We start from the raw sequence: 26,344 nt of genomic DNA on the forward strand, positions 1-26,344 counted from the left end.
GTTGGAAACAAACAGAATGCTATCGCTGCATAGTTGAACAGTGATGTTCAGCAGTGTTCAGCGTAAATGTATCAGCATGGGCAAAGTTGTCATCATTGGGGCGGGGCTGGCCGGCTTGGCTTGCGCCAAAGTGCTGAGCCAGGCGGGGTGGAGGGATGTCCTGGTTCTGGAAAAAAGCGACGGCCCTGGGGGGCGGGTGCGTACCGACAAGGTGGATGGCTTTCGCCTGGATCGCGGTTTTCAGGTGCTGTTCACCGCCTATCCCAAAGTGCGACAGCATTTGGATCTGGGCAAGCTCGATCCCCGTCCCTACCGGCCCGGCGCTATTTTGGCTCAACCCGGTCGCTGCTGGCTGTTGGGGGATCCCCTACGGGATCTGTCCAGCCTTCTCCCCTCTTTGCTCAACCCCTTGGCCAGCTTTGGGGACAAGCTCAAGGTGCTGCAGTTGCGAGCGGAGCTGGCGCAGCGCACGCCGGAGCAGGTCTTCCAGGAAGGGCTGGGGGGATCCGATGGCTCGGTGCGAGAGTTCCTAGAGGGGTACGGGTTCTCCGCCAAGATCTGCCAGCACTTCTTCTACCCCTTTTTCCGCGGCATTCTTCTGGATCCAGAGCTGGCCAGCAGTGCCCGTCTCTTGGCGTTCTATTTCAAGATGATGGCCGAGGGGGCCATTGTCACCCCAGCGCTGGGCATGGGAGAACTGGCCCGACAACTGGCCGGTCACCTGTCCCCCGAACAGATTCGCTACCAAACCCCGGTGGAGCGCATCCTGGTCGAGGAAGGGAGAGTGCGCGGGATCCGCACCGCCGGCGGAGAGGAGATCCCTGCCGAGTGGGTGGTCTGCGCCACCGAGGCCCCTCAGGCGCGGGCCTGGCAAGCAGAGCTCTGTCCCCATGCCGCTATGCCCATCCCCACCCAGGGACGGTCGGTTACCTGCCTCTACTTCTGCGCTCCCTTTTCTCTAGCCCGCGGCGCCTACTTGTACCTCAACGCTGGCGTCCAAGGCAGGATCAACCACTGGGTTCAGCTCACCCGCATCAGCCCGGCACTGGCTCCTCCTGGCCAACACCTCTATTCGGTGACCGTATTGGGGGATCCCCCCTTAAGCGACGAGGAGCTGGCCCAAACCTGTCGGGCCGAGCTGCAGGTCTATTTTCCCAAAGCCCCCTTGAAACAGTTGCGCCTGCTGCGGGTGTATCGCATCCCTTTTGCCCAGTTTGTGCAGCCGCCTGGCTTCCAGCAGCATTTGGTTCCCACCCGTAGCGGCCTGCCAGGCCTTCTCTGGGCTGGAGAGTACACTCACCAGAGCAGCATCGAGGGATCCCTGCGCAGCGGCGAACAGGCAGCGGCGTGGATTCTCCAAAAATCCGCCTAGATCTGTACAAAGCAATACAGACTTTCTTAAGCCTATTCCCAGCAACAAAGCTGGGATCCCGTGGTATGAAGGGGGTGGACTTGGTTGCCCACGAGGATCCCTCTGTCATGCAAAACGCTACCCTCAGCCCCATCCCGCTCCTGCAGCGGTCATTCGAGATGGCGGGCCCCATCTATGGGCCGCTGCTGATCCTGGCCTCTCCTGGCTTTATCATTCCCATCGTCGCGGAGCTGATCCCGCTTGCCGGGGGGATCCTCAACTTGGCCTATGGCCTGATCGGCCTGCCCATCCTGGCCGGGGCAGCCTTTTGGCTGGTGGATCAGCACTTGAAGCAGCGCACTCCTCCCCTGGGCAACAGCCTGGATCGGGCTGTCTCTAGGGCAGTGCCTCTGGTATTCGGCAGCATTCTGCTGGTGCTGATTGTCTCGCTGGGGATGCTGTTGTTTGTGCTTCCCGGAATCTACTGGGGGGTGAGGCTGGCTTTCACGCTCTGCGCGATTGCCCTGGAAGACAAAGGTGCCACGGAAGGGTTGGGCTACAGTTGGAACCTCGTCAGGGGCCGTTGGTGGGGGGTGTTTTGGGCATTTCTGGCTGTGGCCTTGATCTTCGGCATCGCGATCCTGATTTCGTTTTTTGTTGGGGGGATCCTGGGAGCTACCCTAGGTGCAGTTGTGGTTCGGAATGCCGTCGCCACAGCAGTTGCGCCTATCTTCGATATCTATACGGTGCTCCTATTCCGATCCCTGCAGCAGCTGCAAGCGCAAGCAGCGTAGTTTGGCTTGCCCTCAGCCCCAATCCTTCCCCCCTGGCGAGAGGGAAGTTGCAGTTGGCCTAGGGAGAAGGGCGCTCCAGGATCCCTCCCCCCAGCAGGAGATCCCCGTGGTACCAGACGGCGGCTTGGCCAGGAGTGACCCCAAACTGCGGCTCGGCAAACTGCAGCTTTACCCGCTCTGGCGATTCCGGGATCACCATGGCGGGCACTGGGGGGGTACGGTAGCGCACCTGAACCTCAACAGCCAAGGATGCCGCCGGCGCCGGGATAGAGACCCAGTTGACTTGGCTTACCCACGCTTCAGCCTGGGTAGCCTCCTCCCGTTCCCCCACGACAACGCGGTTCATGGCCGCATCGATGCGCACCACGTAAAGCGGACGGGAAGAGGCAATCCCCAACCCCTTGCGCTGGCCCACCGTGTAGTGGTGGATGCCCTCATGGGATCCCAGCACTCGCCCCTGGGTATCGACGATTTCCCCTGGCCTTTGCCCAAGGTACTGATCCAAAAAGCTCCGCATCGAGCCATAGGTTTCAATCAAGCAGAGATCCTGGCTTTCGGGCTTGTCGGCTGTAACCAGCCCGTAGCGGGCAGCCAACTGACGGGTTTGGGCCTTGGTGTACTCGCCCAAGGGGAAGAGGCTATGGGCTAGGTGCTCTTGGCTGAGGTCGTAGAGAAAATAGGACTGATCCTTCTGCCGATCTACCGCCCGCAGGAGTTGGTAACGTCCTAGCCCGGCGTTAAAGCGCACCCGTGCGTAGTGGCCGGTGGCCATCTGCGAGATGCCCAGCTTTTCGCGGGCATAGGCCAGCAACGGGCCGAATTTCACCAGCTTGTTGCATTGGGAGCAGGGCAGGGGAGTAATGCCCTCCGCGTAGCCGGCTACCAGGTAATCGACAATGTTGGCCTGGAACAGCTCGCGGCTATCCACCACATGGTGCGGGATCCCCAGCTGCTCACAAACAGCTGCCGCATCCACCAAGCCTTCGGTACAGCACTGCCCCTTCCCCCTCATGAGCCAGAGGGTGACCCCCTCCACGGCGTAGCCCTGTTCCTGCAAAAGGGCCGCCACCGTAGAGCTATCCACACCCCCAGAAAGGGCCGCCACAATGCGGGGCCGCGACGGGGATGCAACAGGTGAAACCGATGAGTGGGGGCTGATAACCATTGAGACAAGGGATCCTAGGAAAAGAAAGGCTCAGCCGGAAACAGAGGAGGCCTCTCTCTGGGAATTGGGGAACCCGGAACAAGCTGAGCCGGGATCTTTACTTTAGCCTTCCTCAGAATTGGCTGGCCCGGATCCCTTCTCAGGGGTGGTTTCTGAGATGCCCCTTTGCCGCAAGCGCCGCAGCGAATCCAGAGCCGCCGCCACAACGCTATCGTGGGGATCCCTGGCCAGGTAGTTGAGAGCAGAAACGCTCTTGGGGGAAGGCAAATTGCCCAGCGCTTGGGCCAGCCGCTGCCGCACCAGCCAGTCTTCCGATTGGGCAAACCGCAGGATGTGATCCAGGGCCCGCGGATCCCCCAATTCCCCCAAAGCCGCAATGGCCGCTTGCTGCAGCAACACCTCCGGCCCATCCAAGGCTCGCAGAAGCACCTCGTAAGCCCGCGGATCCTTCAAGTTCCCCAAGGCCACCGCGGCACTGAAGCGCACCAGCCACTCCACATCTTCGTAAAAGGCGCGCACCAGGGCCTCAAAAGCCCGCGGATCTTCCAAGTAGCCCAGGGCACCTGCCGCGTCGGCGCGAATGCCGTAGTCCGGGTCTTGGGTGAGGATTTCCAGCAACTTGGGCAGACAGGCGTCCGTTTGCTTGATCCCCAGGGCAAAGACGGCAAAAGAGCGCACCTGCAGGTTCTCATCGTCGATGACCTGCAAAATCAGCGGCACCGCCTGCTCTGCCGGCACATCCCGCAACTGGGCCAAGGCCACCATCCGGTCCGCAGAACGCGGGCTGCGCAAGCGTTGAGCGATCTCCTGTAAACGGGCGGGGTTGGCGGGATCCAAAGCAGAGACAGTCATGGCGTTAACAAATATTTACAATCTTTCTTCAGTATGGCAAACGAGGCTGCGCTTGGACAGAGGCCGTCTTTGTCTGGCCCGGTCGGGATCTCTGGGGACATGGTGCCACTGTTTCGATCGACAAATCCTAGCACTGTTGTCGAGAAAAGCAGCTCGGCTTGGCCCCATCCCGAAGATTTTGGATATTTTGGTGGAGAGGATACGAGGCTCTCTCCCGGTGGTCTCTATGCTGAAATCGCTGCCTGCTCGCCCATTGTCCTGCTTTCTTGTAGCCGGCCTGCTGTTGGCAGGGGGCGTTGCGTTTTTGGCCCCCCGTTGGTTCCCGGCTCTGGCCAACGAACAGGCTGTTCCTGAGGCCGAACTGGCGCTTCGGCCCCTCTTGGCTCCGGGATCCCGGATCCTCAGCTCGCGGCGATTGAGCGACACAGAAGCGGAAATTTGGGTGGAGTCTCGGGGGGGAACCAGCCCTGTGATCATGCGGCTGAATGCTGCAGGGACTTGGGAACAGGATATGAGCGCCACCTTGGCCCGCGGAGCCAGCCAGATGCAAGCTCTCGCCCGGCAACAAACGGTGAACTTGCCTGCCAGCTTTGGCCAGACCGCCCCCGATCAACCCCCACCGCCGCCGGTGCCCTCCCTTCTGCAGGTTGCCCAAGCCGCCTCCAGCCTGATCCCACCGGTGGATCGAGAGCAGGAAACCCAGCGGGCCTTGAGTGGGGCTGGCCGTGTGGATCCCTTTGTGCCTCAAAACGTGCGTGCTCCTGAACCGCAGATTGTCCTGCCGCCCCTGCCTCCACCTCCGGTTTTGCCCCCTCCTGGCGACGGCAATGGAGCGCCTGTAGCCGTGGCCACCCCGATCCCAACGCCTACCCCTGACCCAGCTGCGTTTGCCCGCAGTGTACAGGTTTCCGGGATGATACAGATCGGCGGCGAGTCCTTTGCTCTGGTTTCTGGCCCAGGTGTCATTCCCGCTGTGGTGCAGGCCGGGCAAAACTACCAAACCGCCAAGGTGGCCGGAGTATCGGTGCCAGAGCGACGGGTTGTGCTCTCGGAAGGGGGAGAAACGGTCGTGAAGCAAATGGAAGACACCAGCGTGATTGTAGGTGCGCCCTAGCTTCAGCAGCAGCAAGACACCGACGGTAGAACGGGCTTATTCCAAGTAGCAGCCAACTAGCAGTAAAACAGTTGGCTGGCTTGATTCCCAACTCCCCCTTCCAGAGGGGCCGGGGGCAAGGGTCAGAGGCTACTTGAACGGGCTCGGAACAACCCTAGTTGGAAGATAGGAGTTGCCAGATCTCCAGATCCCGAGATCTTGGCGGCAAGGCCGAGAAGACTTCAAAAGCGGGGTTCGCTGCTGAGGCGGGAGGGCTGCTGTTTTAGGTAGCGCAAAAACTCCCGCAGCTCGGCGTCGCTTAGTTGGTGGCGAGATTTCTTCTGAAAGCGACGTTCCAAAAACTCTTGTCCTTCCTTGCGGCCCCAGCCAATGCGCTGCATCTCCACATCCGTTTGGGCAATGATGTCCGATAGGTCATCCCCATAGGCCGCCGGCTCACTTAGACCGGGCAGCTCTGGGGAACTTGGCTTTGCAGGGATCCCTATCGACTCGGGGGCTGGAGAAGCAGGGGAAGACTGAGCGTGTCCGTTGGCCAACTCAGGAGTTGGCAGATAAGGCACCCTGGCGGCAGCAGAATCCATGCCCAAACTCAAAGAGGAAGTGGGGCGACCAAATCCTGCGTGGTGGAGGGCGCGCTTCAAGGCAGCATCTTCCGCCTCTTCGACGGTGTTCGAGCCAGCCATGCCACTGCCCAAAACCGTGTTGTTCACCACCACCTGGGCTCTGACGATGTAGATCCCTTCTTCCACCCGCAACAGATCGGTGAGCAAGCTGCCCATGGGGTACCGCTCTCGAAAGTCTTGGATCATGTTGGCGTCAGAACCTGTTGCTGCTGAAGATCTGACTACAAGCTAGCCCGAAAGTTAACTTGGCATCCAGATCTCAATCCAATCCCACCCTCAATATCGACATTGAATTGATATAAAGCGAGAGATCTCAACAAGAGGGAGCTGTCCGAGCAGATAACATCCCGGCTGGTGAGGGTATGCTATGGCCAAGGAATCCAGTTATATTAAGCAAGCGTCAACCCACGTGGCTGGCTTGGAAAACCTGAATTATCAGCAGCTCAGCCTTAACTCTTAGCTCTATTGTCGGCGCCAAGACAGATGGGGGACTATGGCCAGCGATACCATCGGGGTCAGCTCAGCGAGTTTGGGACGGGCAGCCATTCGAGAGCGCAACTACGGCACTGCTTTGCAGTTGCTCCGGCGAGCTTATCGTGCGGATCCCAGCCCAGAGAATGCCCGTTGGCTGGCCACCGCCTACGAGGAGGCGGGTTACCTTCAATTGGCCGCTCTGTACCGAGAATTGGCCCAAGAGGGCAGGGAGACTCCCAAAGCGATTCAATTTCAGGCCCCCAAACCTCCCAGCACCCTTGAGGAGCTGAAGCAGCCATCTCCTGAACCGCCGGATCGCAAGACCATTCCCTTGCCGCAGCCGATCCCACGCCCAACCCCACCCGCATCTCCTCCGGATCAGCCAATTTGGGTTTACAAGCCCACCCCCATCGATCCCAAAAGCATCAGCCGCCAAGCGCCCCTTCGACCTCAAGCTGCAGAGCCTGCCCCTTCCCCTCAACCATCGGCGAAGAGGGACGACTATCTGCCGGTTCAGCACGCCCCGGATTTGAAAAACCCGCAGCAGGGATCCCCCTTTGTGCGGCGACTGAACCAACTGCATCGCCAGTTTAAGGATCAGCCCACAGCGGAACTGGCGCTACAACTGGCGGAAGCCTACGACGAGCAAAAGAACTTTAAAGAGGCCCAGCGCTACTACCGAGAGGTTTTGGATCTGGATGACTCTTGGCTGTTACGACCGATGGTGCAAGAGCGCCTAGAAGAGCTGCGGCAACTGCAGGAGCCAACAGCCGAACAGAATCCTTGGGCAGATCTCTCAGCCCAAAACTTGCTCAAGCTAGGAGAAAAGTTGGAACAGGAAGGGGAAGTGGCTCGTGCCGAGCAAGTTTACCGGCAGATCCTGAAAATGGATGCCACCCTGGATGTCCATGCTAAGGCTCGCAAGGGTCTAAACCGGCTCTATCCCGACGGAAAGCGGTGATTTGCAGGCCACTCCATTCCCCTCACTCGGCGCAATGGGGAAGCAGCTCACCCTTCCCGAGGATCGAGGGCGTCCCGCAAACCATCCCCCAGCAGGTTAAAGGATAGAGAGGTCAGCACCACCATCAGCGTTGGGGCCAGCACCAGCCAGGGTTGTAGGATGATCACCGAAGCGTTGGTGGCCAGCGAGAGCATGTTGCCCCAAGAGGCATCCGGCTGTTGGATCCCCAACCCGATGAGGCTCAGCACCGACTCTGCCGCAATGTAGCCGGGCACCGCCAAGGTTGCCGAGATCACCACATAAGTAGCTGTCTGGGGCAAAATATGCCGCACCAGCAGGTACAGGGATCCAGCCCCGGCTACCCGCGCTGCCTGCACAAAGTCCCGCTCTCGCAAGGACAGCACCTGCCCACGAATCACCCTGGCTAGGCCCGCCCAACCCACAAAAGAGAGGATCACCACAATCACCAAGAAGCGCTCGGCATTGCTGAAAGGCACCCCGGTCAGCGGATTCACCTGCAACACCGCTGCCAGCGACACCAGCAGATACAGCGTCGGAATCGACATCAACACCTCTGCCAAGCGCATCAGGAGCGTATCCACCCAGCCCCCAAGGTAGCCGGATATGGCCCCCACCAGCAGACCAATGGGGAAAGAGATGCCAATGCCCACCAAGCCGATAAACAGGCTGACGCGCCCGCCATAGACCAAGCGACTGAAATAGTCCCGACCTTGATCATCGGTGCCCAGCAGGTGTAGCCGTGCCACAGAGGGCTCTTCGCCGATTGGGGATCCCACCTGTCCCTCTTCTGCAACAGGCCGCAGCGGGACGGTGCCAAACAGATGCCGATCCCAGGGGATCAACCCCAACCAACGGTAGGGAGTACCGGCCACAAACAAGCGGATCCCGGCGGGACGGCTGGTATCCACCAAGAGCGGGCGTTCTCCCGTTTCCAGATCCACTGGCCCCTGGCGGGTTGGATAAACGTGGGGCCCAATCCAAGCGCCCGATTCATCCCAAAAGTGAATGGCGGTGGGCGGCAGAAGGGATCCCCCCGGCTGCGATTCCAGCGGGCTGTAGGGGGCAACAAACTCGGCAAAAATGGCGCAGGCGTAGAAAACAAGGAGAATGTAAGCTCCTACTTGGGCCCATCGGTTTTGGCGAAGCCGTTTCCACCACTGCATGAGGCAAAGATTCCGGTCGAGTCCAGTTGAACCAACTGCCAACGCAAATTGGCTTTCAGTGTAGCTGATCGTGTCTCGTTCCAGTTGCAGAGAGGGGCTAGAGGTGAGGGCCGGCAGCCTGTCACCGATTCCCATCAGCAGGACGAGTTCCTTCCCCAGTCTGAAAAAGCTCAGCCTGCCAGGGAATAGTTGGGGCTATAGCGGGCCATCATCTCCATCCGCACCGCAGCAACCGTCTGGGGCAGCACTCCCACCAGCCGCGCCAAAATGTCATCTGGCAATTGGCTAACCAAATCCGCAGAGAAAAATTCCTCTAAGCTAAAGAGCAAAACCCGCGCCCGCTGGGCCGGCAAAGGATTGTCGGTGATTTGCTGTAGCCAACGCATCCAGTGCAGCCGCTTGGCATAGGCACTTTGCCGCTCTTGGTGGTCTTGCGGATGCAGCAAAACCACATCCCCAATCGGGACAACGCCGCCGGACTCCACATCCAAGGGCCCCCCCACCGCAGCGCCTGGCCCGGCAAACTCGGCATGAAACGTCTTGCAGATGATCAGGGCGTTGTGCCGTTGTGGATCCACCATCAGCAATTGCCCACTGCTGAGGGTGCGGATCAATTGGCCAGGCTCGACTCGCTGGACCAGACTATGGCTGGGGGGAAGCTCGCTCATAGATTTTAGGATATCTCAACCTTCCCTTGCCTCACATGGGATCTTTAACTTTCTCAGAGCTGCTTGACGCAATCTTCATATTGAGCCCTCTATCGAGACTTTGTGTTGCGAGCATTGCCAGAGGGTCTTCTTCAGGCTGCCGATGGGCTGGGGATGATCTCGCCGGTAACATGGATTCTAATATTGTCGGCATCTCCGGCTTGGCAGCGGCCAATGCGACGGGCGTAGGGGTAGCCGGCACTGTGCAGCTCCTGCAAAAGATCTGAGGTGTAGCCGGGATCCACCGCCACCAGCAAGCCCCCGCTGGTTTGGGGATCTGCCAGCAGCAGTTGCTGCCACTCGGGCAGGGATTCTGCCTGTACCCCCTCATAGCCCTGCCAATTGCGACGAGCCGCCCCTGGAAAGATCCCCGCCTCTGCCAGCGAGAGCGCTTCTGCCAAAAACGGAATGGAAGCCAGATCCAAACTGGCCCCCACCCCCGAGCCGCGACAGACTTCCAGCAAGTGTCCCACCAGGCCAAACCCTGTTACATCCGTCATGGCGTGAACTTGCGGTCGCCGAGCCAGTTGCGAGCCGATGCGATTCAGCTGGGTCATCACCTGCAAAACTTCCGCGTAGCCTGCCGCACTGAGCTGACCCTTTTTCAGAGCGGTGGTCATCACCCCGATCCCCAGCGGCTTGGTCAGGATCAGATCGTCCCCGGCTTGGGCCGTGGCATTGCGGCGAATGTGGTGTGGATGGGCCAAACCTGCTGCCACCAAGCCGAAGATGGGCTCCGGCGAATCGATGGAGTGCCCCCCTGCCAAAGGGATCCCGGCTTCTTGGCAAACCTGGATCCCTCCGGCCATGATCCCTTGGATGGCCTGCATCGGCAGGGTATTGACCGGCATGCCCAAAACCGCCAAAGCCAGAATGGGAGTGCCCCCCATCGCGTAGACATCGGAAAGGGCATTGGTCGCCGCGATCCGACCAAAATCCACCGGCTCATCCACAATCGGCATGAAGAAGTCGGTGGTCAAAATTAGGGCTTGGTGGTCGTTTAGTTGATAGACAGCCGCATCATCGCTGGTTTCAGCTCCCACCAACAAAGCCGGATTTGGGGATAGCAGGGGCACATCCTTAAGAATTTGTTGCAGCAGGGCCGGGGCAATTTTACAGCCGCAGCCACCGCCGTGGGAGTACTGGGTGAGGCGAATGGGAGCATCCATAGATTCAAGAAAAGGGAAAAAACATCAGCTGACTTTACTGTAGCGGCATCTGCAGGCAGTCGAGAAATGGACACGCTGAGTTAAGGTTAAAGGGATCCCACTATCCATAGCGTTGCCATGTCTTTTGTTCCTTTGCATCTCCACAGCGAATACAGCCTCTTGGATGGCGCCAGCCAATTGCCGCGTCTGATCGAGCAGGTGGTCGCTATGGGTTTGCCGGGGCTGGCCCTGACGGATCACGGTGTCATGTATGGGGCGTTAGAGCTGGTGAAACTGTGTAAAAGCAAAGGGATTACTCCAATCATCGGCAATGAAATGTACGTGATCAACGGCGATATCCGCGATAAAAGCCGCAAGTACCCCAAGTATCACCAGGTGGTTCTGGCCAAAAACACCCAGGGCTACAAAAACTTAGTGAAGCTAACCACCATTTCCCATCTACATGGCATTCAAGGGAAAGGGATTTTCTCTCGCCCCTGCATCAACAAAGAGTATTTGGTGCAATACAAAGAAGGGCTGATCGTCACCAGCGGCTGCTTGGCAGGAGAAGTGCCTCAAGCTATTTTGCAGCGGCGGCCAGAAATTGCCCGTGAAGTTGCCGCTTGGTACCAAGAGCAGTTTGGGGATGATTATTACATCGAGATTCAGGATCACGGTTATCAAGAAGATCGCTTTGTCAATGTGCAGTTGGTGCGCATCGCCCGCGAATTGGGGATCCCGATCATCCTCACCAACGATAGCCATTTTATTTCCTGCTGGGATGTAGAGGCCCACGATGCGCTGCTCTGCATTCAAACAGGCAAATCCCTTACTGAAAAAAATCGCCTTCGCTACACCGGAACCGAATACCTGAAAAGCCCAGAAGAGATGCGCCGTCTCTGCCGTGACCATTTGGAACAGGAGGTGATTGACGAGGCCATCGCCAACACCCTGAAGGTGCTGGAAAAGATCGAGGGCTATGACCTATTTGGGGAAATGCGCATGCCCGACTACCCGGTTCCACCGGGCCATTCTGCCGATAGCTATCTCACAGAATTGGCCTGGCAGGGGCTGGCGAAGCGCTGCGGTGTTGCTCAGCCGGATCAGATCCCCCAAAACTACCAGGAGCGCCTGCGCTTTGAGCTGAACATCATCCAACAAAAGGGCTTCTCCAGCTATTTCCTGGTGGTCTGGGACTACGTTCGCTATGCCCGCGAGCAGGGGATCCCGGTGGGGCCGGGGCGAGGCTCGGCAGCAGGATCCCTGGTGGCCTATGCCCTACAAATTACCAACATTGACCCGGTTAAATACGGCCTACTGTTTGAGCGATTTCTCAATCCAGAACGTCAATCGATGCCGGATATCGATACGGATTTTTGCATCGAGCGGCGGGGAGAGCTGATCGACTATGTGACCCGCAAATACGGCCAAGAGCGAGTCGCCCAGATCATCACCTTTAACCGCATGACCTCTAAAGCCATTCTCAAAGATGTCGGTCGAGTCTTAGACATTCCCTACTCAGAAGCCGACAAAATGGCGAAATTGATCCCGGTATCCCGAGGCAAGCCCGCAAAATTGGAAGAGATGATTGGCGAGGATACTCCCGCTCCAGAGTTCAAAGAAAAATACGAGAAAGACCCAACCACCCACCGCTGGATCGAGCTGGCACGTTTGTTGGAGGGCACCAACAAAACCTTCGGGGTTCACGCTGCCGGTGTGGTGATTGCTAAGGATCCCTTAGATGAGATCGTGCCTCTGCAGTACAACAATGAAGGCCAAATTATCACCCAGTACTCGATGGAAGATATCGAGTCTTTGGGCTTGCTGAAGATGGACTTTTTGGGTCTGCGCAACCTGACGATGATTCAGCGGGCAGTGGAACTGATCCGAGAACACAATGGCGTCAATATAGATCTGGATAACCTACCCCTAGACGACAAGAAAACCTACCAGCTTTTGGAAAAGGGAGAGCTGGAAGGGATCTTCCAACTGGAATCTTCTGGCATGAAGCAGGTGGTGCGGGAGCTCAAACCTTCCAACCTGGAAGATATTTCTTCAGTATTGGCCTTGTACCGGCCAGGCCCATTGGATACGGGAATGATCCCCGACTTTATCGATCGCAAGCACGGTCGCAAACCGGTAACCTATGCCCACGAACTCCTCAAGCCCATTCTTCAGGATACCTACGGAGCCATCCTCTACCAGGAACAGATCATGCGCATTGCCCAAGACATGGCCGGATACACCTTAGGCCAAGCCGATCTGCTGCGGCGAGCGATGGGGAAAAAGAAAGTCTCCGAGATGGAGAAACACCGCGAGCAATTTGTGCAGGGGGCAGCCAAGCGGGGTGTAAGCCAAGAAGTTGCCACAGAATTGTTTGATCAAATGGTTGCTTTTGCCGAGTATTGCTTCAATAAATCGCATTCCACTGCCTATGGGTTGATTACTTTTCAAACAGCTTACCTCAAGGCCAATTACCCAACGGAATATATGGCAGCCTTGCTCTCTTCTGTGGGGGGAGATCAGGACAAGGTACAGCGCTACATTACCTATTGCTTGTCAATTGGGATCCAAATTCAGCCGCCGGATATCAACCGTTCTGGAATGGACTTTACTCCCCAGGGATCCAGCATTTTGTTTGGTCTGGGGGCAGTGAAGAATGTAGGGGAGGGGGCCATTCAAAACATTTTGGCTGCCCGTCAAGCTGATGGCCCCTTCACCTCTCTGGCGGATTTTTGCCAGCGGGTGGATCTGCGCATTGTTAACCGTCGTGCCCTGGAGGCCCTGATTTGTGCGGGCGCTTTTGATTGTATTTCTGGAAATCGTAAACAACTAATTGCCGATTTGGATCCCATCCTCAGTTGGGCAGCGCAGCGAGCCAAGTCCAAAGCCATCGGCCAAGCCAGCTTGTTCGATCTACTGGGGAGCAGTGGCAGCGCCGGCAATGGATTTGTGGAGGCTCCGCGTGGGCCGGCTACCGAGGATTTTCCACCTCAGGAAAAGTTGAGGCTAGAACGGGAGCTGCTGGGGTTTTATGTCTCGGATCATCCGCTGCGGCGCATTCAGGAGCAAGCGCGGCTGCTGGCCCCTGTAAACCTAGCTGACTTGGGCGGCTGCGCAGCCGATGCCTCTGTGGGCGTTCTCGCCCTGGTGACTGCCATTAAAAATGTCACAACCAAGAAAGGGGATCGCATGGCCATTTTGCAACTGGAAGATCTCACCGGCAGTTGTGAAGCAGTGATCTTCCCCAAAACCTATGAACGTTTGCGCGGTTGCCTGGAGGTGGATCAACGGCTATTGGTTTGGGCCAAAGTGGATCAGCGGGATGAACAGGTGCAACTGATTGTGGAAGATTTACAACCGATTGAATCTGTTAGTTGGGTAACGGTGGAGATCCCTCTCGACTCTGCTGGGACACTGGAGGATCGATACCGTTTACAGACGCTAATCGCTCGCCAACGCTCGGAAATTAAAGAAGAAAATCGCATTCCTGTCGTGGCTGCCATCACCGCCCATCCCCATACCCTTTGGGTGAGAATGGGATCCCAATTTTGGGTTAACAATGCCCAAGCCGCCGTTGAAGCCCTGCGTCAAGCCGGCTACACCGCCCGCAGCGAATCGCTGCTCTCTCCATAGGCATGGCAGAGAAAGCTCCGGCAGCAGCAGGAGAAATTCAACGGAGCTGTTTCTCAAGCCAAGCCCGCAACTGGCTCACCGTCAGCCGAGGGGAAGGACGTGGCAAAGGTCGCTCGGGATCCCCTGCCAGGGTGAGCACGGGAACTTCCAGTTGGTATTGCTCCCACCAACTCGGGTTGGAGGTGATGTCGCGGACTTCCAGATCACGGATTTCGGGGATCTGCCGCAACTTCTCCACCAAGCTCTCGCAGAGGTGGCAGCCGGGTTTGCTGTAGAGAATCAGGGGGGGCCAAGGCACAGCGGATCCCTAGCGGGTGACGGTGCAGGCCAGCCGACGGTGTTGTAGGGAAGGCATCTGCCGCCTGACCAACTGGAAACGCTCTGGGTTAATTTCAGCAATGGCCACCCCCGGTTTTTCGCCACCCGCATCCGCCAAGATAGTCCCCCAGGGGTCCACGATCATGGCATGGCCGTGACACTGTCGCCGCTCGTAGTGGGTGCCCACCTGGGCGGGGGCTATCACGTAACAGGTGTTCTCAATGGCCCGGCATTGCAGCAAAACCTGCCAGTGATCCCGACCCGTGTAGGCCGTGAAGGCGGCAGGGATGAGCAAAATCTGGGCTCCGCGATCCACCAGGGATCGGTACAGCTCTGGAAAGCGTACGTCGTAGCAGACCGACAAACCGAGGTTCCCCAGTTGCTCTTGCTCGCAGGTGACCACCTCATCTCCGCTGACCACCGTGTTCGACTCGCGGTAGGTATTGCCGTCGGGCAGATTGACATCGAACAGGTGGATTTTGCGATAGCGGGCCAGCTCTTTGCCGTCAGGGCTGTAGAGGGCAGCGGTATTGTAAACTTTGCCCTGCCCGTCCGGCACAGGATACCCTCCTCCCAAAATAAATACTTGGTAACGCTGGGCCATCTTGGCCAAAAACTCCTCCGCCCGCTCCGCAATCTCAGGAGCAAGGCGGGCTTTCTCGGCTTCCGGCCCCATGAAGGCAAAGTTTTCTGGTAGCGTCACCAGCTCGCATCCCTGGCGCACTGCAAAGTCGATCCACTCTTCCGCCTGCTGCAAGTTGCTGGCCAGATCGGGAATGCTGGTCATTTGAATGGCGGCTGCCAGATAAGAGCGCATAGACGGAAACTCCAAAGGATGCTAAAGGGGATCCGGCCGGCTAGCCGACCAGATGCCACCAGCCGAAGGCAGGCCCTACAAATCGGATCACCACCCAAATGATGGCCAGGAGAATGATGCCTGCCCAAGCGCCACGGGTTGTCCAATTGTAGATGGCGCGAGCTTGCCCTTTGGTGAGGGGAATATCCTTGAGGTTGGGAAACACCAGCTCTTGGTCGGGATCTTGGCTGATGCGGGTTTTACGGCGCTTCGCTTCGCCCATGGGGTGGCCTCCAAGTTCTTCGCTGGGGTGGCGACTTTTATCTTAAGGCCTTCTGCCTTGGTCACAAGACTGGGTTGACATCCATCTGCATCACAATCGCCTACTTGTGCCATCGGGCCACGCCAATCCATCCCTAGCCGGAAATCCACAAAGGGGATCCCTGGTGCTCTTGGGGACGATTGCCATCCTCTTCGGTAATGGCCACAGCCCGCACCCATTCTGTAGATTCAAACACCGGCGGTAGGCGCAGCTCCTGTTGGCGATTTCCTGTTTCATCCACCGGAAAAGCTGCCACGAGAACGGCCCCCGCCCTATCGGTGGTAAAGGGCGCCTCCGGTTCCAGCACCACCCACAGGGCATAGACCCGGCCTTCCGGCAAAGGCGGCAACCCTTGGGCCACCAATCGCCCTTGCAGGCGCTGGGGATCCACCTCAAGCTTGACCGAGCCGGCCAGGTTCTCCGCAGTCGGCTGCAATTCATAGGTCAACACCTCGCCAGGGATCCCTTGAGTCTGGGCTAGCTGCAGCCTGCGCCACAGGTAGAGGTTCCCCAGCCCCAAAGCGACGATCAAGCCTGCGGCCACTGCCCCCAAGCCCCGCTGCCAGAGACGGGATCCCTTGGCAACCCAGGTGGGGGTGTGCATCGGTTGGGCTGCCTGCGCCTGCAACAGAGAAGCCCGCAGGGTAGGGGGGGGTTGCTTTTCCTCTATACCGTAGGCTGTCTCCAATGCCTGTTGCAAAGCCTGCAGTTCTCGGTGCAGCTCCGGGCGCAGCTTGAGCAATGCCTCCAGCCGGTCGGCCTCTTCCGGGGAGAGATCCCCCAGCACATAGCCTGCCAGCCACAGTTGCAGTTCTTCGGGAGACACAGATTCGGCTTTCATGAGGGGCCTCCCAACAACTCGCGCAGCCGCAGCAGAGCCCGCCGAGCTCTGGCTTTGACCGTTCCCAAAGGCAGATCCAGTTGCTTGGCAATTTCCGTTTGGCTCATGCCTTCGTAATAGGCCATCTTTAAGACTTGCCGTTGACTTTCGGACAACTCGGCCAAAGCCGTTTGCACCTCGGCCACCCGTTCCGCTTGGGCCAACTGCTCCAAGGTGGGATCCGCAGCAGGACTACCCTGCAATTCCACTCTGCCCTGTTCCAGGGAGCGCTGTCGATTCCGCCAAGAGCGCAGCCGATCCAAACAGCGAGAGCGAGCCAAGATGCTCAGGTAGGTGCGCAGGGATCCCCGTCTGGGATCAAAGGAGGAACGAGCCAAGTTCAAAAAAATATCCTGGGTGAGATCTTCGGCTTCGGCAGTGTTGCCCAGCATTTTGCAGGCAATTCCGTACACCAAGCCGGCATGTCGGTCGTAGAGAATGGCCAGAGCTTGTGACCGGCCTGCTTTTAGGGCTGCAAACACCTCTGCATCGGTTTTTTCCTGCAGGGATCCCTCAGCTTTGTCACCCTCGATCTTCATGAGTGGGAAGAGGAAACGGGATGGAAAAGAGAAAGAAACTGCAGAGGCACAAGCATCGCCCAGGACAACCCAAGCAGGGCAGCGGCTTTCATAATTTATCGTCTGCATAGGCGAAGGTCAACCCTGACTTGTGGGGAAATAGAAGGCCCAATCCTGAGCTGGGATCGGGCCACGCAAGGGATCAACTGCGGCAATGATTTCAAAAAGTTGATCCAAACCCATGAATTCAAAATGTTGATTAACGCTGATGAATCTTGATTTAGATAGGCAAATAGGAATCGGCCTTCCTAGAGGGCAGCCAAGCCAAAGAACGGCCCACCCGGCAGCGTGCCCAGGGATGTGGCCCGACCGGTGTTTAGGTCAATTCGATACAAGGTGGAGCCGCCGATGGCAAAGCCGGTATCCACTCCATCAGCAGTACGGATGTCAAACCCACCCATAGGGCCGAAGTTCACCCCCAGAGGGCCAATGGGCACCTGAACCCCATCGTTGGGGGGATTCTGCAACACCAGCAGGTTCCGTTGCCCGTCGATGTTCAGCAGCCGCGTGGATTGGGCACCCGCCACATTGTTGGTGTAGGCGGCGGCGGTGATGGCCGGCTGGGATCCCTGTAGTTCCATTGGGCCAAAGGCCAAAGGTCTATCTTGGATCACTTCGCCCGTATCCACATTGATGCGGAAGTTCTGGCCATTGGCTCCCACCAAGCGCAGCCGATCCGGAACAGGGTTGAAATCCATGCCAGAAAGCGTGCCCGCGGTGAAGGGAACCGACAGAGTGCTGGCCACGGTAGCGACACCGGTCTGCAAGTTGATGGTGTAAAGGATGCTGGTGTCGGTCAGCCCGTAAAGCAGCCGGTTGGCAGGGCGCACATCGATACCAATGAGGTTGCCGTTCACTCCTGTTACCGTCAGGGATCCCTGCACAAAGGCATCGGCAGAGCGGATGAAAGTGAGGCGATTGCCGCCGCTCAAAGCCACCAAATCCGCTTGGGAAGGCATCATCGAAGACGAAGTGCTGCTGCCGCAGCCCAAGAGAGCAAAACTGCCGGCTATCACAGATGCTGCTACAAAGCTTGTGTGTTTGTGCATTGAACAGGCTCCTCAAAAGATCGACAAACCATCAAAACCACTGACAGACAAGCCCCCCTAAACCACAGAGCCTGTGGCTGCAAAGCGCTGCAGTGAAAACTTTTTTGCCCTCAACCCAGAGAACTCTGCGATTCCCTCTGCCTTGTACTGAAGGCAGTTGTTCTCCGCGATGTCAGCGCGTGGGGCGCGTCTGTAGAAATTACTCAACTCCTGGAAACTCGGATGCGTGGGATCCAAGCTTTTTGGCCCAGACTTTAACTGGAAGCGCTGGTGTAGAAGCGCAGGGCAAAGCGCCAGAAGAGATGGGATCCCCACAACAGCCCTGCCGCCAGCAGAGCGGATCCCAGCAGCCACGGCCATTGGGCTCGCCCCAGCAGGGTCTCCGCCGGGATGGTGGTCAGGAAAGCCACCGGCACGACGAAGGTGAAAAACACGCGGTAGGCCACCGGATAGGCCACTATCGGAAATCGTCCTGCCTCTACTAGGCCCCGCAGCACCTCGGTGACGTTGTAGATTTTGACAAACCAAATGCTGGTGGCTCCCAACATAAACCAGAGGCTGTAGAGGATGATCAGCCCCAGCAGCAGAGGCAGCAGCCCCAGAGCATAGGCCCAAGCAGGCAAATGGAGCTGGATCCCGGCATGGAGAATGAGCAGTAGGCCAAAACCCACATCCGTCAAGCCCCAGGGGGAAAACACCCTGGCCGACAGCCAAAACTGGCTGCTTATTGGCTTTAGCAAAACAAAATCCAAGGTGCCTTCCTGCACCTGCTGCACAATGCGATTGAGGTTGACGTTAAAGAGACTGGCCGACACCCCCTGCAGAATGGTGAACACCCCCAACACGATGAGGGCTTCCGGCCAACTCCAACCGCCCAGCCGGTGCCCCTGCTGGTAAAACAACGACAGCCCAAACAGAGCCGATCCCAACCCACCCAAACTGCTGAGGCTGGCAAAGAAAAAATTGGCACGGTACTCCATTTCTGCCGCGATTGAGGTGCTCCAAAACAGCCACAATATCCGCAAATAGCGCAGCACCTTGGTTTTCTCCAATCTCAGCTTTTATCCCACTTGCGGTAACAGCGGGCGGTAATGAAATAGGGGTGAAACACCTCCAAAAAACAGCTTTGCAGCACCTGAAAGAATTGCTCTACCTTTTGCGGGTCGTCCAGGTGAAAAGGAAACTCGCCGTTAAACCCCTTGAAAAAGTACCAGTTGATCAAAAGCTTACCTGACGGCTTGAGCCAGTCGTAAAACTGCCGCAACTGCGCTGCCGGATCCGCCAGATGTTCCACCACATCGAAGCAGATGACCGTGTCAAAAAAGATCTCTTCTGGGAAGTTTTCTGGACAGTGGATGCGCTCGGTTAAGCCCAGCTTTTCCGCCCGCCATTGCACAAACTGCCGATGGATGGGGTTGATATCCCAGAAGATCACCTGATCCACCGCTGCGCAGAGGGCCGCCCCGATAGCATGGGTGCCGATGCCGCCGCCAAAATCCAACACCAACCCGCGGGCATGATCCGCCACCAGGCGTAAGGTATCGCCGATGTAGTCGGTGCTGCTCAGGTGCCAAGCAGCCAAGTCCAGCAAATAGGCGGATCCCACCTGATCCCGATAAAACGCATCTGCCCGATCCCAGCCAAAGTCTCGCCGGCCCAACTCCGCCAATTCTTGCTGCCCTGCCCGCAGTTTCTCCCGCAGATCGGCAGCCGCAAGGCCCAGGAAGGATCCCAGATGGTCTTCTAGGTCAAAGGCATTTTGCCAGTAGCCGCTCAGCGCAGGTGGAATGGGGGGCACAGCAATCAGAGCTCGATCATCTGCTGAATTCGGGGCAGGGAATCAGGCGGCGGTAAAGTCGCCGTTTTTTTTCGGGATCTCTTCCGAGGTTTTCTTCTGGGATCCCAGCAGGGCCCTGTGGTCGCCGGGGGATAAAGGCTTTAACAGACCGGCCAGGGTTTCGGGAGTGAGGCGGTCGGTGCTCTCCACAATTGCCGTCACATTCGGGCCAAAGCCTATCTTATCCAACAACTCAAGGCGATGGGACAAAACCCGTTTCCCATTGACGAATAGGCCGTTGGTGCTGCGGCCAGATCCAGAGCCGCCATCGAACACCACATAGCCATATCCAACCCGGTTCTCATCGGGAATGCGGATGATCAACGCATGCTTGCGAGAGACGCAAGGGTCGTAAAGGCGAATGTGGTTGTTCACTGCCCGGCCTACCGAGTAGTAAATGTTGTCCAGGACAACACCGCGCCGACCCATCTGATCGGTGAAGATCAAGACCAGGTGAGCAGGGTTGGGTTGGGCAGCAGAAGCGTTCATGCTATGGGTGCGCTCGGCGTGGTTGAGGTGTTGGAAACGGCAGCCCAAGGACGGCCAGGCAACGAAGCTGCAGTTAACCCCAGAATGAGGACTTCCCCCTCTTATCGCCCGCCATCGGCTCAAATCATACACCACCATCTTATTTGACATTCTCCCCCGCCTGAAGCCGGGGGATTCTTTCTCAGGTTGCAGAATGACTCCTGCTTACTGAGCTACACCGGGTATGGGGTCGAAACCTCAACCCGATGGGGGATGCCATCACCCCAACTACTGGGACATCAAACTGCCCCAGATACTTTCGTCTCAGATTTACCGACCCTACGCCGTCGCGGTGAAACCGAAAGCCACAAGCCCGGCAATGATACTCCCTACCCCTGGGCTTGTGGAGCATGTGGCAACGCGGGCACTTCTGCGAGGTGTACCGTTCCTCTTGCAACACCACCCACATCCCCAACTTCTCTGCCTTGTAGGTGAGCAGCCGCCGCACCTGTCCCGACAGCATTTGGTGGATTTTCTGGTTCGCTACCTTGTTGTACTGGGCCGACCGCCGGATATCCCGGATGTCCCCAATCACAACCGTCTGCACGCCTCGCCTGTGGAGCGTGGAGACAAGCCTGGTCGTTTGCTTGTGTAAAACGTCCGTAATCTGTCTACGCAGCCTAGCTAACTGACGCTGCTTGGAACGAACTAACCGCTTCCAGCGCCGCGAGCCTCTCTTCTTGCGAGCCATTAGCCTGGAGAGCTTGCCCTTCAGCTTGTTCTGGTAACGCCTTTGGGAACGCAGTAACCGCCCGTTAGCTATATAAATTAGCTATATAAAGTTGCCCGACCGTCGTGAGCAGTAGCTAAATGCACTTCCCCTAAATCGACACCTGCTACTTCCCCAGCCTTTGCCGTTACTTCCCCTTCCGGCCTACTTAACTCGTAGCAGGCCCGCAACTCGTACTGCTTGCCGTCCCAGCCGATTTCTACCTGCACCGGTGTATCCCATGCCCAAGGAATAACCACAGGCGGGTTGGTCTTGCCGTTGGAAAGAACTAACTTCCCACCCCGAACCCTAATGGCAGAGGACTTCCAGATGACCTTGAAGTAGCGCCGCCGTCTTTTGGGGGGCTTGGCGTTGGGATCCGTTTTACGACGCTTGTACCAAGACTTCAGAGAAGCAAAGAAACTTTGTACCACTGCATCGGCACTATGGGCGTGAAGTTCGTTTCCACTACTGTTGGGAAACCAGCGCATCAAACTCGAGGGCTTTAACCACAAGCCTTTCTTGCGTGCCACTCGCCAAAAGAAAACCAAGGTCTTGGAGTATAGCTCGCCCGCGGCTAAAGCCAGATGCTGCAGTTGCTCTGAAAACCCCAACTTTAGCTTCCGAGCAAAATACATCGGAAACCCTACTCGTGCTAGCCGGATTTTAGCAAAAAGCCGCCCTACTCGCGTCAGCGGGCCGTAGGCCCTAGGGCGGGGCTTGAACCCAGTTTTTTGGTCAACTTATACCGACAGCGTCCTCTACTTCCCCTGCCTCTCAAGGGCAGAAAGGCCCAAAAGATGGGCGCGTTGCAAAAATGACAACTGATCCAGAACAAGCTGGTCTGGTTTTTACAGTCAATTCAGTTGAGGGTGAGACGGCATTACAGGTGAGATGGCATGGACGCAGACCTCAAATCGCAAAAGGCTTTCTTGGAGCTAGCCTGCAAGGAAGGCTAGGATCCTTATACTATGGGGGTAATGATCTCCAGCCGCTCCTTTAACCGCACCGTGCCAGCATGTATACCATTTCCGACTTTGACCGCCTGATCCAGTTTCTCCCAGTGGAGATCCGCCCTGAAGTGCAGATCGAGATCGGCACCCCTGACCAGTCTCGGGTTGTGCAGCCGTTGTGGCGCTTCCCCTGGCAAAAGTACTCTCGCTTTGCCATTGACCTCAGCCGTTGGCAGAAGCTGAGCCCTGACCAGCAGAAGATCTACTTCTTGCGAGAAGCGGTGATGGCCACAGAGCTGGCTTTGGGGGATAACTGGTCGGCGTTGTTGCTGTATCCCGCCTTGATCGGGGCCGGCAGCATGGGCATTTTGGTAGAGCTGCAGATGGGAGATAACCTCGGCGTTGGCTTAGCAGCAGGCTTGGCCGCGTCAGCGGTGTTTCTGTTGCGCAAAGCGGAGAAGGGCCAGAAGGCCCAGGTAGCAGCCGACGAGTTTGCCGTGCGCTATGCCTCCCAGAATGGCTACACCTCCGAGCAAGCTGCTGCTATCTTGCTGAGCGCGCTGCAGCAGGTGGCCATCCTCGAAGATCGCGTCAAGAACGACTACGACACCACCATGCGCCGCCGCAACCTGGAGTTTTTGGCGCAGCGGGGCCTGGGATCCGGCACCTTGACCATCAATCCTAAGTACCGCAACAAAGGCCAGAGCTCCAACCCCGGCCCCAATCCTTACCAAAACCCCTTCCAGCGCTGAGTCTTCAAGGCATGCGCAGTTCCCCTTCTACTTCTAGGCGGGTGTAGGGGCCGACGCGAAGGAAGCGCTCCCCCAGCATCTCGGCGGCGGCAGGCTGGATCCAGCCCATGCGCTGCAGCAGGTGCAAAGCCAGGGCATACTTGGCCCGGGCGGCTCCATCCTGGACCTTGATGGCCAGGCCCATGCCTTCCCCCACCCGGCCAATGCACTGGATCCCTTCAGCACCCGATTTGCTCACCAGATCCCCTTGAGTAGCCCGCATCAACTCCGTGTCGAAACACCCCTGTCCGGCCACCATCTCCGGGTGATGGGTCATGGCCCGTGCTACCGATTCCAAGTCGGGCCGCTCGCCGGCGGTCAGTTGGGCGAATAGAGAAGCCAGGTGGTTCAGTTGCAATTGGTAGGTGGGCACCCCACAGTCATCCCGCGCAAACAAAAACTCCTCCGAGGGCATTTGCAGCAAATCCGCCAACTTGGCCCGCACCAGCGCTTGCACCGGATGCTGCCGCTGGGCATAGTCTGACAAGGTCCAGTTTTGGGCGCGGCTGGCCACGAGCATGCCAGCATGTTTGCCGGAGCAGTTGTGGCACAGGGGGCTGGGCTTGCCGGGTGGGGTGGGGCAGACCAGCAAATCGGGAGACAGATCGGCCCGCCACAGTATACTGAACACCTGCCGCGCATGAGCCGTGGTGCCCTGATGGGATCCGCACATGATGGCAATATCTTTCTCGCTGAGGCGGTAGCGCTCGCGGATGCCGGTGGAGAGCATGGCCAGTGCTTGGAAAGGTTTGAGGGCAGAACGGGCAAAAACAGGGGTGGTGCTGTTGCCGGCCATGGCCAGAGAACGCCCGCGGCTATCGGCCACGACAGCTTGGCAATGATGGATAGATTCGGTCAACCCCTCCCGCAAGACATGGATTAAGAGTTCAGGGGTGGTGGAACGATTCTCAAATGACATGAAAACCTGGGAAAGGGCTGACGAAGCTGGGAAAGAGGGTGTGTACTCTTCAAATCATACGCGCAGATCCTACGCGAGAAGTTGGCGGGATCCCCTAAAGTAGCAAAATGGAACCCTTCCGCTCGGATCCCTGACCTCTGCCATGTCCTCCAATCCCCTGGTGTTTTTGGTCTGTCACGGCAGCCGGGATCCCGATTATCAGCAGGCTTTGGCAGATTTGTTGGCCCGGGTGCAGCAGCAGCTGGCTCCCCAGCCGGTGGAGCTGGCCCAGTTGGAAGGTCAGCCTCTCACCCTGGCCGAACAGATTCAAGGACGGCTGGCAGCTTGGCTGGGCGCAGGCCGATCTCCCGATCAAGTGGTGCTGCTGTCGCTGTTTATGGGCGAGGGATCCCATGTGGAAGAGGATTTACCGGCTGCGGTGAAGCAGGTTCAAGCTCGCTGGCCGCGCCTGCCCATCCGGTTAACACCCCCCATTGGCCAGCACCCGGCCCTCCTGGATCTGTTGGTGGCTCGCATTCTGGCTCCACAGCCCTCTTGCTCTGCAACGCTCAGGCAATCCGGCGAACGGGCAGATGCCTGGATTGTGCTTGGCCATGGCAGCCGTCTGCCGGGGTTTGCCGCCCAGCTCCAAGCCGGGATCCAAACTGTGCAACGGCGCTTGCCCGAGATCCCCTTGCATGTGGCTTTTGCTGCCCAGTCCCCCACCTTAGAAGCGGTCGTGATCCATTGCTTGCGCCTTAGCCAGTGCCGTCTACGGGTGCTGCCGTTTTTTCTCTTTCCAGGCGGTCTGCTGCGCGCCCTACAAGAACAGGCTCAGCGATTACAGCGGGAATGGCCTCTGCTCCAAATCCAGGTGGAGCCGCCCCTCTGGCGGGATCCTCAACTGATGCAGGCCATTGTGGAGACACTCCAGGCTTTTAGCCCGGCGCTGGAATAGCCGAATCTTTCCCGTTCCCTCAAAATGGATATTTCCAACAGCAATGACGCGACCAGGACTTGAGATGGGCAAAGTGTATTTGGTGGGGGCAGGGCCTGGGGATCCAGGGCTGCTGACGGTGAAGGGAAAGGCGCTACTCGCCCACGCGGATGTGGTCATCTACGATGCTCTGGTGGGATCCTCCATCCTGGAGCTGATCCCGCCGACGGCAGAACGGATCTATGCTGGCAAACACTGCGGCGCTCACACCTTGCCCCAGGAGCAGATCACAGCCTTGCTGATGGAGAAAGCTCGGACGGCAGCCGTGGTGGTGCGGCTCAAAGGGGGGGATCCCTTCATCTTTGGGCGAGGCGGCGAGGAGATGTTGGCTCTGGTGCAGGCCGGGATCCCGGTGGAGGTGGTGCCGGGAATTACGGCGGGCATTGCCGCCAGCGCCTATGCCGGGATCCCTCTCACCCATCGCGACCTCAGCTCCTCAGTTGCTTTTGTTACCGGACATGAGGCGGCAGGGAAATACCGCCCTCAGGTCAATTGGCGGGCTTTGGCCGGGGCGGTGGAAACCCTGGTGATCTACATGGGCATGCACAACCTCAGCCACATTGCCGCTGAATTGTTGGCCGGAGGGAAAGCTCCCGATACCCCGGTTGCCCTGATCCGCTGGGGCACCACCCCTGAGCAAGAGATTCATCTGCTCCGCCTGCAGACTCTGGCTGGGCAGCCCTCGCCCGTAGCACCGCCTTCAATTGTTGTGGTGGGAGCGGTGGTCAGCCTGGCCAGCTTGTTGCCCACTTTGCGTCCGCCAGTCTCGTATTGCTCCGCAGCGCTTGCGCAACCGGAATCTCCATGAACGCCTTCTTTCGCAAGTTGGGTGCCCTCTTCTCCGCCTACTACGCCTACATGCTGGAGTACCGGGCCGAGCTGATCCTGTGGGTGTTGGCCGGATCCCTGCCCCTGATCATGATGGGGGTGTGGAGCGAGGCAGCCCGCTCAGGAGACTTCTCGCTGTCTGCTCTGGAGTTCATCCGCTACTTTCTGGCGGTGTTCCTGGTGCGCCAGTTCACCATCGTCTGGGTCATCTGGGACTTTGAGCGAGAGGTGGTCGAAGGCAAATTATCTCCTCGCCTGTTGCAGCCTCTGGATCCGGCTTGGCACCATGTGGCCAGCCACCTGATGGAGCGCTTGGCCCGTCTCCCCTTTACCCTGGTTTTAATCGCCCTTTTCTTCGTCCTCTACCCCCCTGCCTTTTGGATCCCCTCTTGGGCCCAGGCGGGGCTGGGATCCCTGGCCATTCTCCTGGCTTTTGCCCTGCGCTTTCTCATGCAGTACACCTTGGCGCTGCTGGCCTTTTGGGTGGAACGGGTGACGGCCTTGGAGCAGTTCCATTTTTTGGTGTACTTGTTTTTCTCGGGGGTGATCGCTCCTCTGGAGGTGTTCCCACCACCCGTGCGCCAGGTCTTGGCCTGGACACCCTTCCCCTACCTGGTGCATTTTCCCGCCAGCCTCTGGGCAGGGATCCCGGTGGATATTCTGGGCGGCTTTGGCATGGGCCTGGCCTGGACGGGCCTGCTCTGGCTGGCTAACCGCTGGTTGTGGCGCAAAGGCTTGCAACAGTACTCGGGAATGGGAGCTTAGAGGGCCAGGTTCAGCTAGAAATCGCAGGAGCCCCGCACTGTACCCGTAGGGTCAGTGCCGGGAGGAATGCGCTTTGATGAAGTACA

General features: G+C 58.1%; 27 protein-coding genes. 9 read left to right on the forward strand and 18 right to left on the reverse strand.

Going from position 1 to position 26,344, the window contains the following annotated elements:
• Nucleotides 1–76: 76 nt before the first annotated feature.
• Both NW842_RS11025 and NW842_RS11030 read left to right on the forward strand, forming a co-directional pair.
• On the forward strand, nt 77–1,372 hold the full coding sequence (locus NW842_RS11025) for an FAD-dependent oxidoreductase (RefSeq protein WP_414418032.1): 1,296 nt from the start codon (nt 77–79) through the stop codon (nt 1,370–1,372).
• A gap of 65 nt (nt 1,373–1,437) precedes the next feature.
• Nucleotides 1,438–2,145: a glycerophosphoryl diester phosphodiesterase membrane domain-containing protein gene (locus NW842_RS11030; RefSeq protein WP_414418033.1), complete on the forward strand. Its 708-nt coding sequence runs from the start codon at nt 1,438–1,440 to the stop codon at nt 2,143–2,145.
• A gap of 58 nt (nt 2,146–2,203) precedes the next feature.
• On the opposite strand, the gene mnmA is transcribed toward NW842_RS11030, so the two are convergent.
• Both mnmA and NW842_RS11040 read right to left on the reverse strand, forming a co-directional pair.
• Nucleotides 2,204–3,310, reverse strand: coding sequence for a tRNA 2-thiouridine(34) synthase MnmA (gene mnmA / locus NW842_RS11035; protein WP_414418034.1), 1,107 nt, complete (start codon nt 3,308–3,310; stop codon nt 2,204–2,206).
• Between the two features lie 102 nt (nt 3,311–3,412).
• Nucleotides 3,413–4,162 carry a HEAT repeat domain-containing protein gene (locus NW842_RS11040; protein ID WP_414418035.1) on the reverse strand — a complete coding sequence of 250 codons (750 nt, stop codon included), beginning with the start codon at nt 4,160–4,162 and terminating at the stop codon, nt 3,413–3,415.
• 226 nt (nt 4,163–4,388) lie between these two features.
• Between NW842_RS11040 and NW842_RS11045 the strand changes: the two genes are divergently transcribed.
• A complete protein-coding gene (locus tag NW842_RS11045) occupies nt 4,389–5,276 on the forward strand; it encodes a hypothetical protein (RefSeq protein WP_414418036.1) in 888 nt (295 codons plus the stop codon).
• Nucleotides 5,277–5,497: 221 nt separating this feature from the next.
• Here NW842_RS11045 and NW842_RS11050 read toward each other — a convergent pair whose 3' ends face one another.
• Entirely contained in the window at nt 5,498–6,085 is a 588-nt protein-coding gene (locus NW842_RS11050) for a hypothetical protein (RefSeq protein ID WP_414329849.1), read from the reverse strand.
• 307 nt (nt 6,086–6,392) lie between these two features.
• Here NW842_RS11050 and NW842_RS11055 point away from each other — a divergent pair, with 307 nt between their 5' ends.
• Nucleotides 6,393–7,334, forward strand: coding sequence for a hypothetical protein (locus tag NW842_RS11055; RefSeq protein WP_414418037.1), 942 nt, complete (start codon nt 6,393–6,395; stop codon nt 7,332–7,334).
• A gap of 47 nt (nt 7,335–7,381) precedes the next feature.
• Here the strand turns inward: NW842_RS11055 and NW842_RS11060 are convergent, their stop codons facing one another.
• From NW842_RS11060 to selD, 3 genes are all read right to left on the reverse strand, one after another.
• Nucleotides 7,382–8,518, reverse strand: a complete 1,137-nt coding sequence (locus tag NW842_RS11060; protein ID WP_414357721.1) for an ABC transporter permease — start codon at nt 8,516–8,518, stop codon at nt 7,382–7,384.
• A gap of 170 nt (nt 8,519–8,688) precedes the next feature.
• Nucleotides 8,689–9,186, reverse strand: a complete 498-nt coding sequence (locus tag NW842_RS11065) for a hypothetical protein (RefSeq protein WP_414373966.1) — start codon at nt 9,184–9,186, stop codon at nt 8,689–8,691.
• Nucleotides 9,187–9,317: 131 nt separating this feature from the next.
• Nucleotides 9,318–10,394: a selenide, water dikinase SelD gene (gene selD / locus NW842_RS11070; protein WP_414349883.1), complete on the reverse strand. Its 1,077-nt coding sequence runs from the start codon at nt 10,392–10,394 to the stop codon at nt 9,318–9,320.
• A gap of 117 nt (nt 10,395–10,511) precedes the next feature.
• Between selD and NW842_RS11075 the strand changes: the two genes are divergently transcribed.
• Nucleotides 10,512–14,009, forward strand: coding sequence for a DNA polymerase III subunit alpha (locus NW842_RS11075; RefSeq protein ID WP_414418038.1), 3,498 nt, complete (start codon nt 10,512–10,514; stop codon nt 14,007–14,009).
• A gap of 37 nt (nt 14,010–14,046) precedes the next feature.
• Here NW842_RS11075 and NW842_RS11080 read toward each other — a convergent pair whose 3' ends face one another.
• The 11 genes from NW842_RS11080 to NW842_RS11130 all read right to left on the reverse strand — a co-directional run bounded on the left by NW842_RS11080 (nt 14,047) and on the right by NW842_RS11130 (nt 21,664).
• Nucleotides 14,047–14,307, reverse strand: coding sequence for a glutaredoxin family protein (locus NW842_RS11080; RefSeq protein ID WP_011432810.1), 261 nt, complete (start codon nt 14,305–14,307; stop codon nt 14,047–14,049).
• A gap of 9 nt (nt 14,308–14,316) precedes the next feature.
• Nucleotides 14,317–15,144, reverse strand: coding sequence for a carbon-nitrogen hydrolase family protein (locus NW842_RS11085; RefSeq protein ID WP_011432809.1), 828 nt, complete (start codon nt 15,142–15,144; stop codon nt 14,317–14,319).
• Between the two features lie 40 nt (nt 15,145–15,184).
• Nucleotides 15,185–15,406, reverse strand: a complete 222-nt coding sequence (locus NW842_RS11090) for a DUF2839 domain-containing protein (RefSeq protein ID WP_414329235.1) — start codon at nt 15,404–15,406, stop codon at nt 15,185–15,187.
• 133 nt (nt 15,407–15,539) lie between these two features.
• Nucleotides 15,540–16,286 (reverse strand): anti-sigma factor domain-containing protein, encoded by a 747-nt coding sequence (locus tag NW842_RS11095; RefSeq protein ID WP_414418039.1) that lies wholly within the window; start codon nt 16,284–16,286, stop codon nt 15,540–15,542.
• The gene (locus NW842_RS11100) at nt 16,283–16,864 is read right to left on the reverse strand and encodes a sigma-70 family RNA polymerase sigma factor (protein ID WP_414418040.1); all 582 of its coding nucleotides are present in this window, start codon (nt 16,862–16,864) and stop codon (nt 16,283–16,285) included. The genes NW842_RS11095 and NW842_RS11100 overlap by 4 nt, the downstream gene beginning before the upstream one ends.
• Nucleotides 16,865–17,151: 287 nt before the next feature.
• Nucleotides 17,152–17,865, reverse strand: coding sequence for a DUF4394 domain-containing protein (locus tag NW842_RS11105; protein ID WP_414373972.1), 714 nt, complete (start codon nt 17,863–17,865; stop codon nt 17,152–17,154).
• Nucleotides 17,866–18,206: 341 nt separating this feature from the next.
• Complete coding sequence (locus NW842_RS11110) at nt 18,207–18,989, reverse strand: ABC transporter permease (protein ID WP_414374015.1); 783 nt, start codon at nt 18,987–18,989, stop codon at nt 18,207–18,209.
• Nucleotides 18,990–19,006: 17 nt separating this feature from the next.
• On the reverse strand, nt 19,007–19,750 hold the full coding sequence (locus NW842_RS11115; RefSeq protein WP_414373974.1) for a class I SAM-dependent methyltransferase: 744 nt from the start codon (nt 19,748–19,750) through the stop codon (nt 19,007–19,009).
• A 42-nt stretch (nt 19,751–19,792) separates the two neighbouring features.
• Nucleotides 19,793–20,428, reverse strand: coding sequence for an FHA domain-containing protein (locus NW842_RS11120; protein WP_414358146.1), 636 nt, complete (start codon nt 20,426–20,428; stop codon nt 19,793–19,795).
• Between the two features lie 31 nt (nt 20,429–20,459).
• Nucleotides 20,460–21,086 carry an RNA-guided endonuclease InsQ/TnpB family protein gene (locus NW842_RS11125; RefSeq protein WP_414374017.1) on the reverse strand — a complete coding sequence of 209 codons (627 nt, stop codon included), beginning with the start codon at nt 21,084–21,086 and terminating at the stop codon, nt 20,460–20,462.
• Nucleotides 21,086–21,664 (reverse strand): hypothetical protein, encoded by a 579-nt coding sequence (locus tag NW842_RS11130; RefSeq protein WP_414373976.1) that lies wholly within the window; start codon nt 21,662–21,664, stop codon nt 21,086–21,088. Before NW842_RS11130 ends, NW842_RS11125 begins: the two co-directional genes overlap by 1 nt.
• 380 nt (nt 21,665–22,044) lie before the next feature.
• Here NW842_RS11130 and NW842_RS11135 point away from each other — a divergent pair, with 380 nt between their 5' ends.
• A complete protein-coding gene (locus NW842_RS11135) occupies nt 22,045–22,731 on the forward strand; it encodes a DUF3318 domain-containing protein (RefSeq protein ID WP_414329157.1) in 687 nt (228 codons plus the stop codon).
• A gap of 4 nt (nt 22,732–22,735) precedes the next feature.
• Here the strand turns inward: NW842_RS11135 and NW842_RS11140 are convergent, their stop codons facing one another.
• Nucleotides 22,736–23,689 carry an asparaginase gene (locus tag NW842_RS11140; protein WP_414418041.1) on the reverse strand — a complete coding sequence of 318 codons (954 nt, stop codon included), beginning with the start codon at nt 23,687–23,689 and terminating at the stop codon, nt 22,736–22,738.
• 142 nt (nt 23,690–23,831) lie between these two features.
• On the opposite strand from NW842_RS11140, the gene NW842_RS11145 reads away from it, so the two are divergent.
• The 3 genes from NW842_RS11145 to NW842_RS11155 all read left to right on the forward strand — a co-directional run bounded on the left by NW842_RS11145 (nt 23,832) and on the right by NW842_RS11155 (nt 26,258).
• Nucleotides 23,832–24,626, forward strand: coding sequence for a sirohydrochlorin chelatase (locus tag NW842_RS11145; protein ID WP_011432672.1), 795 nt, complete (start codon nt 23,832–23,834; stop codon nt 24,624–24,626).
• Between the two features lie 64 nt (nt 24,627–24,690).
• On the forward strand, nt 24,691–25,473 hold the full coding sequence (gene cobA, locus NW842_RS11150) for a uroporphyrinogen-III C-methyltransferase (protein WP_011432673.1): 783 nt from the start codon (nt 24,691–24,693) through the stop codon (nt 25,471–25,473).
• Nucleotides 25,470–26,258 (forward strand): ABC transporter permease, encoded by a 789-nt coding sequence (locus NW842_RS11155; protein ID WP_414389515.1) that lies wholly within the window; start codon nt 25,470–25,472, stop codon nt 26,256–26,258. Before cobA ends, NW842_RS11155 begins: the two co-directional genes overlap by 4 nt.
• Nucleotides 26,259–26,344: the final 86 nt, after the last annotated feature.

Origin of the sequence: Synechococcus sp. R55.4, assembly GCF_047461935.1 — a bacterium.
GTDB lineage: Bacteria > Cyanobacteriota > Cyanobacteriia > Thermostichales > Thermostichaceae > Thermostichus.

Bases quoted from the DNA above. Each gene is read 5' to 3' on its own strand.
- NW842_RS11025 (WP_414418032.1), top strand. From the start codon at position 77: ATGGGCAAAGTTGTCATCATTGGGGCGGGGCTGGCCGGCTTGGCTTGC.
- NW842_RS11030 (WP_414418033.1), top strand. From the start codon at position 1,438: ATGAAGGGGGTGGACTTGGTTGCCCACGAGGATCCCTCTGTCATGCAA.
- mnmA (WP_414418034.1), bottom strand. From the start codon at position 3,310: ATGGTTATCAGCCCCCACTCATCGGTTTCACCTGTTGCATCCCCGTCG.
- NW842_RS11040 (WP_414418035.1), bottom strand. From the start codon at position 4,162: ATGACTGTCTCTGCTTTGGATCCCGCCAACCCCGCCCGTTTACAGGAG.
- NW842_RS11045 (WP_414418036.1), top strand. From the start codon at position 4,389: ATGCTGAAATCGCTGCCTGCTCGCCCATTGTCCTGCTTTCTTGTAGCC.
- NW842_RS11050 (WP_414329849.1), bottom strand. From the start codon at position 6,085: ATGATCCAAGACTTTCGAGAGCGGTACCCCATGGGCAGCTTGCTCACC.
- NW842_RS11055 (WP_414418037.1), top strand. From the start codon at position 6,393: ATGGCCAGCGATACCATCGGGGTCAGCTCAGCGAGTTTGGGACGGGCA.
- NW842_RS11060 (WP_414357721.1), bottom strand. From the start codon at position 8,518: ATGCAGTGGTGGAAACGGCTTCGCCAAAACCGATGGGCCCAAGTAGGA.
- NW842_RS11065 (WP_414373966.1), bottom strand. From the start codon at position 9,186: ATGAGCGAGCTTCCCCCCAGCCATAGTCTGGTCCAGCGAGTCGAGCCT.
- selD (WP_414349883.1), bottom strand. From the start codon at position 10,394: ATGGATGCTCCCATTCGCCTCACCCAGTACTCCCACGGCGGTGGCTGC.
- NW842_RS11075 (WP_414418038.1), top strand. From the start codon at position 10,512: ATGTCTTTTGTTCCTTTGCATCTCCACAGCGAATACAGCCTCTTGGAT.
- NW842_RS11085 (WP_011432809.1), bottom strand. From the start codon at position 15,144: ATGCGCTCTTATCTGGCAGCCGCCATTCAAATGACCAGCATTCCCGAT.
- NW842_RS11090 (WP_414329235.1), bottom strand. From the start codon at position 15,406: ATGGGCGAAGCGAAGCGCCGTAAAACCCGCATCAGCCAAGATCCCGAC.
- NW842_RS11095 (WP_414418039.1), bottom strand. From the start codon at position 16,286: ATGAAAGCCGAATCTGTGTCTCCCGAAGAACTGCAACTGTGGCTGGCA.
- NW842_RS11100 (WP_414418040.1), bottom strand. From the start codon at position 16,864: ATGAAGATCGAGGGTGACAAAGCTGAGGGATCCCTGCAGGAAAAAACC.
- NW842_RS11105 (WP_414373972.1), bottom strand. From the start codon at position 17,865: ATGATGCCTTCCCAAGCGGATTTGGTGGCTTTGAGCGGCGGCAATCGC.
- NW842_RS11120 (WP_414358146.1), bottom strand. From the start codon at position 20,428: ATGTCAAATAAGATGGTGGTGTATGATTTGAGCCGATGGCGGGCGATA.
- NW842_RS11130 (WP_414373976.1), bottom strand. From the start codon at position 21,664: ATGTATTTTGCTCGGAAGCTAAAGTTGGGGTTTTCAGAGCAACTGCAG.
- NW842_RS11135 (WP_414329157.1), top strand. From the start codon at position 22,045: ATGTATACCATTTCCGACTTTGACCGCCTGATCCAGTTTCTCCCAGTG.
- NW842_RS11140 (WP_414418041.1), bottom strand. From the start codon at position 23,689: ATGTCATTTGAGAATCGTTCCACCACCCCTGAACTCTTAATCCATGTC.
- NW842_RS11145 (WP_011432672.1), top strand. From the start codon at position 23,832: ATGTCCTCCAATCCCCTGGTGTTTTTGGTCTGTCACGGCAGCCGGGAT.
- cobA (WP_011432673.1), top strand. From the start codon at position 24,691: ATGGGCAAAGTGTATTTGGTGGGGGCAGGGCCTGGGGATCCAGGGCTG.
- NW842_RS11155 (WP_414389515.1), top strand. From the start codon at position 25,470: ATGAACGCCTTCTTTCGCAAGTTGGGTGCCCTCTTCTCCGCCTACTAC.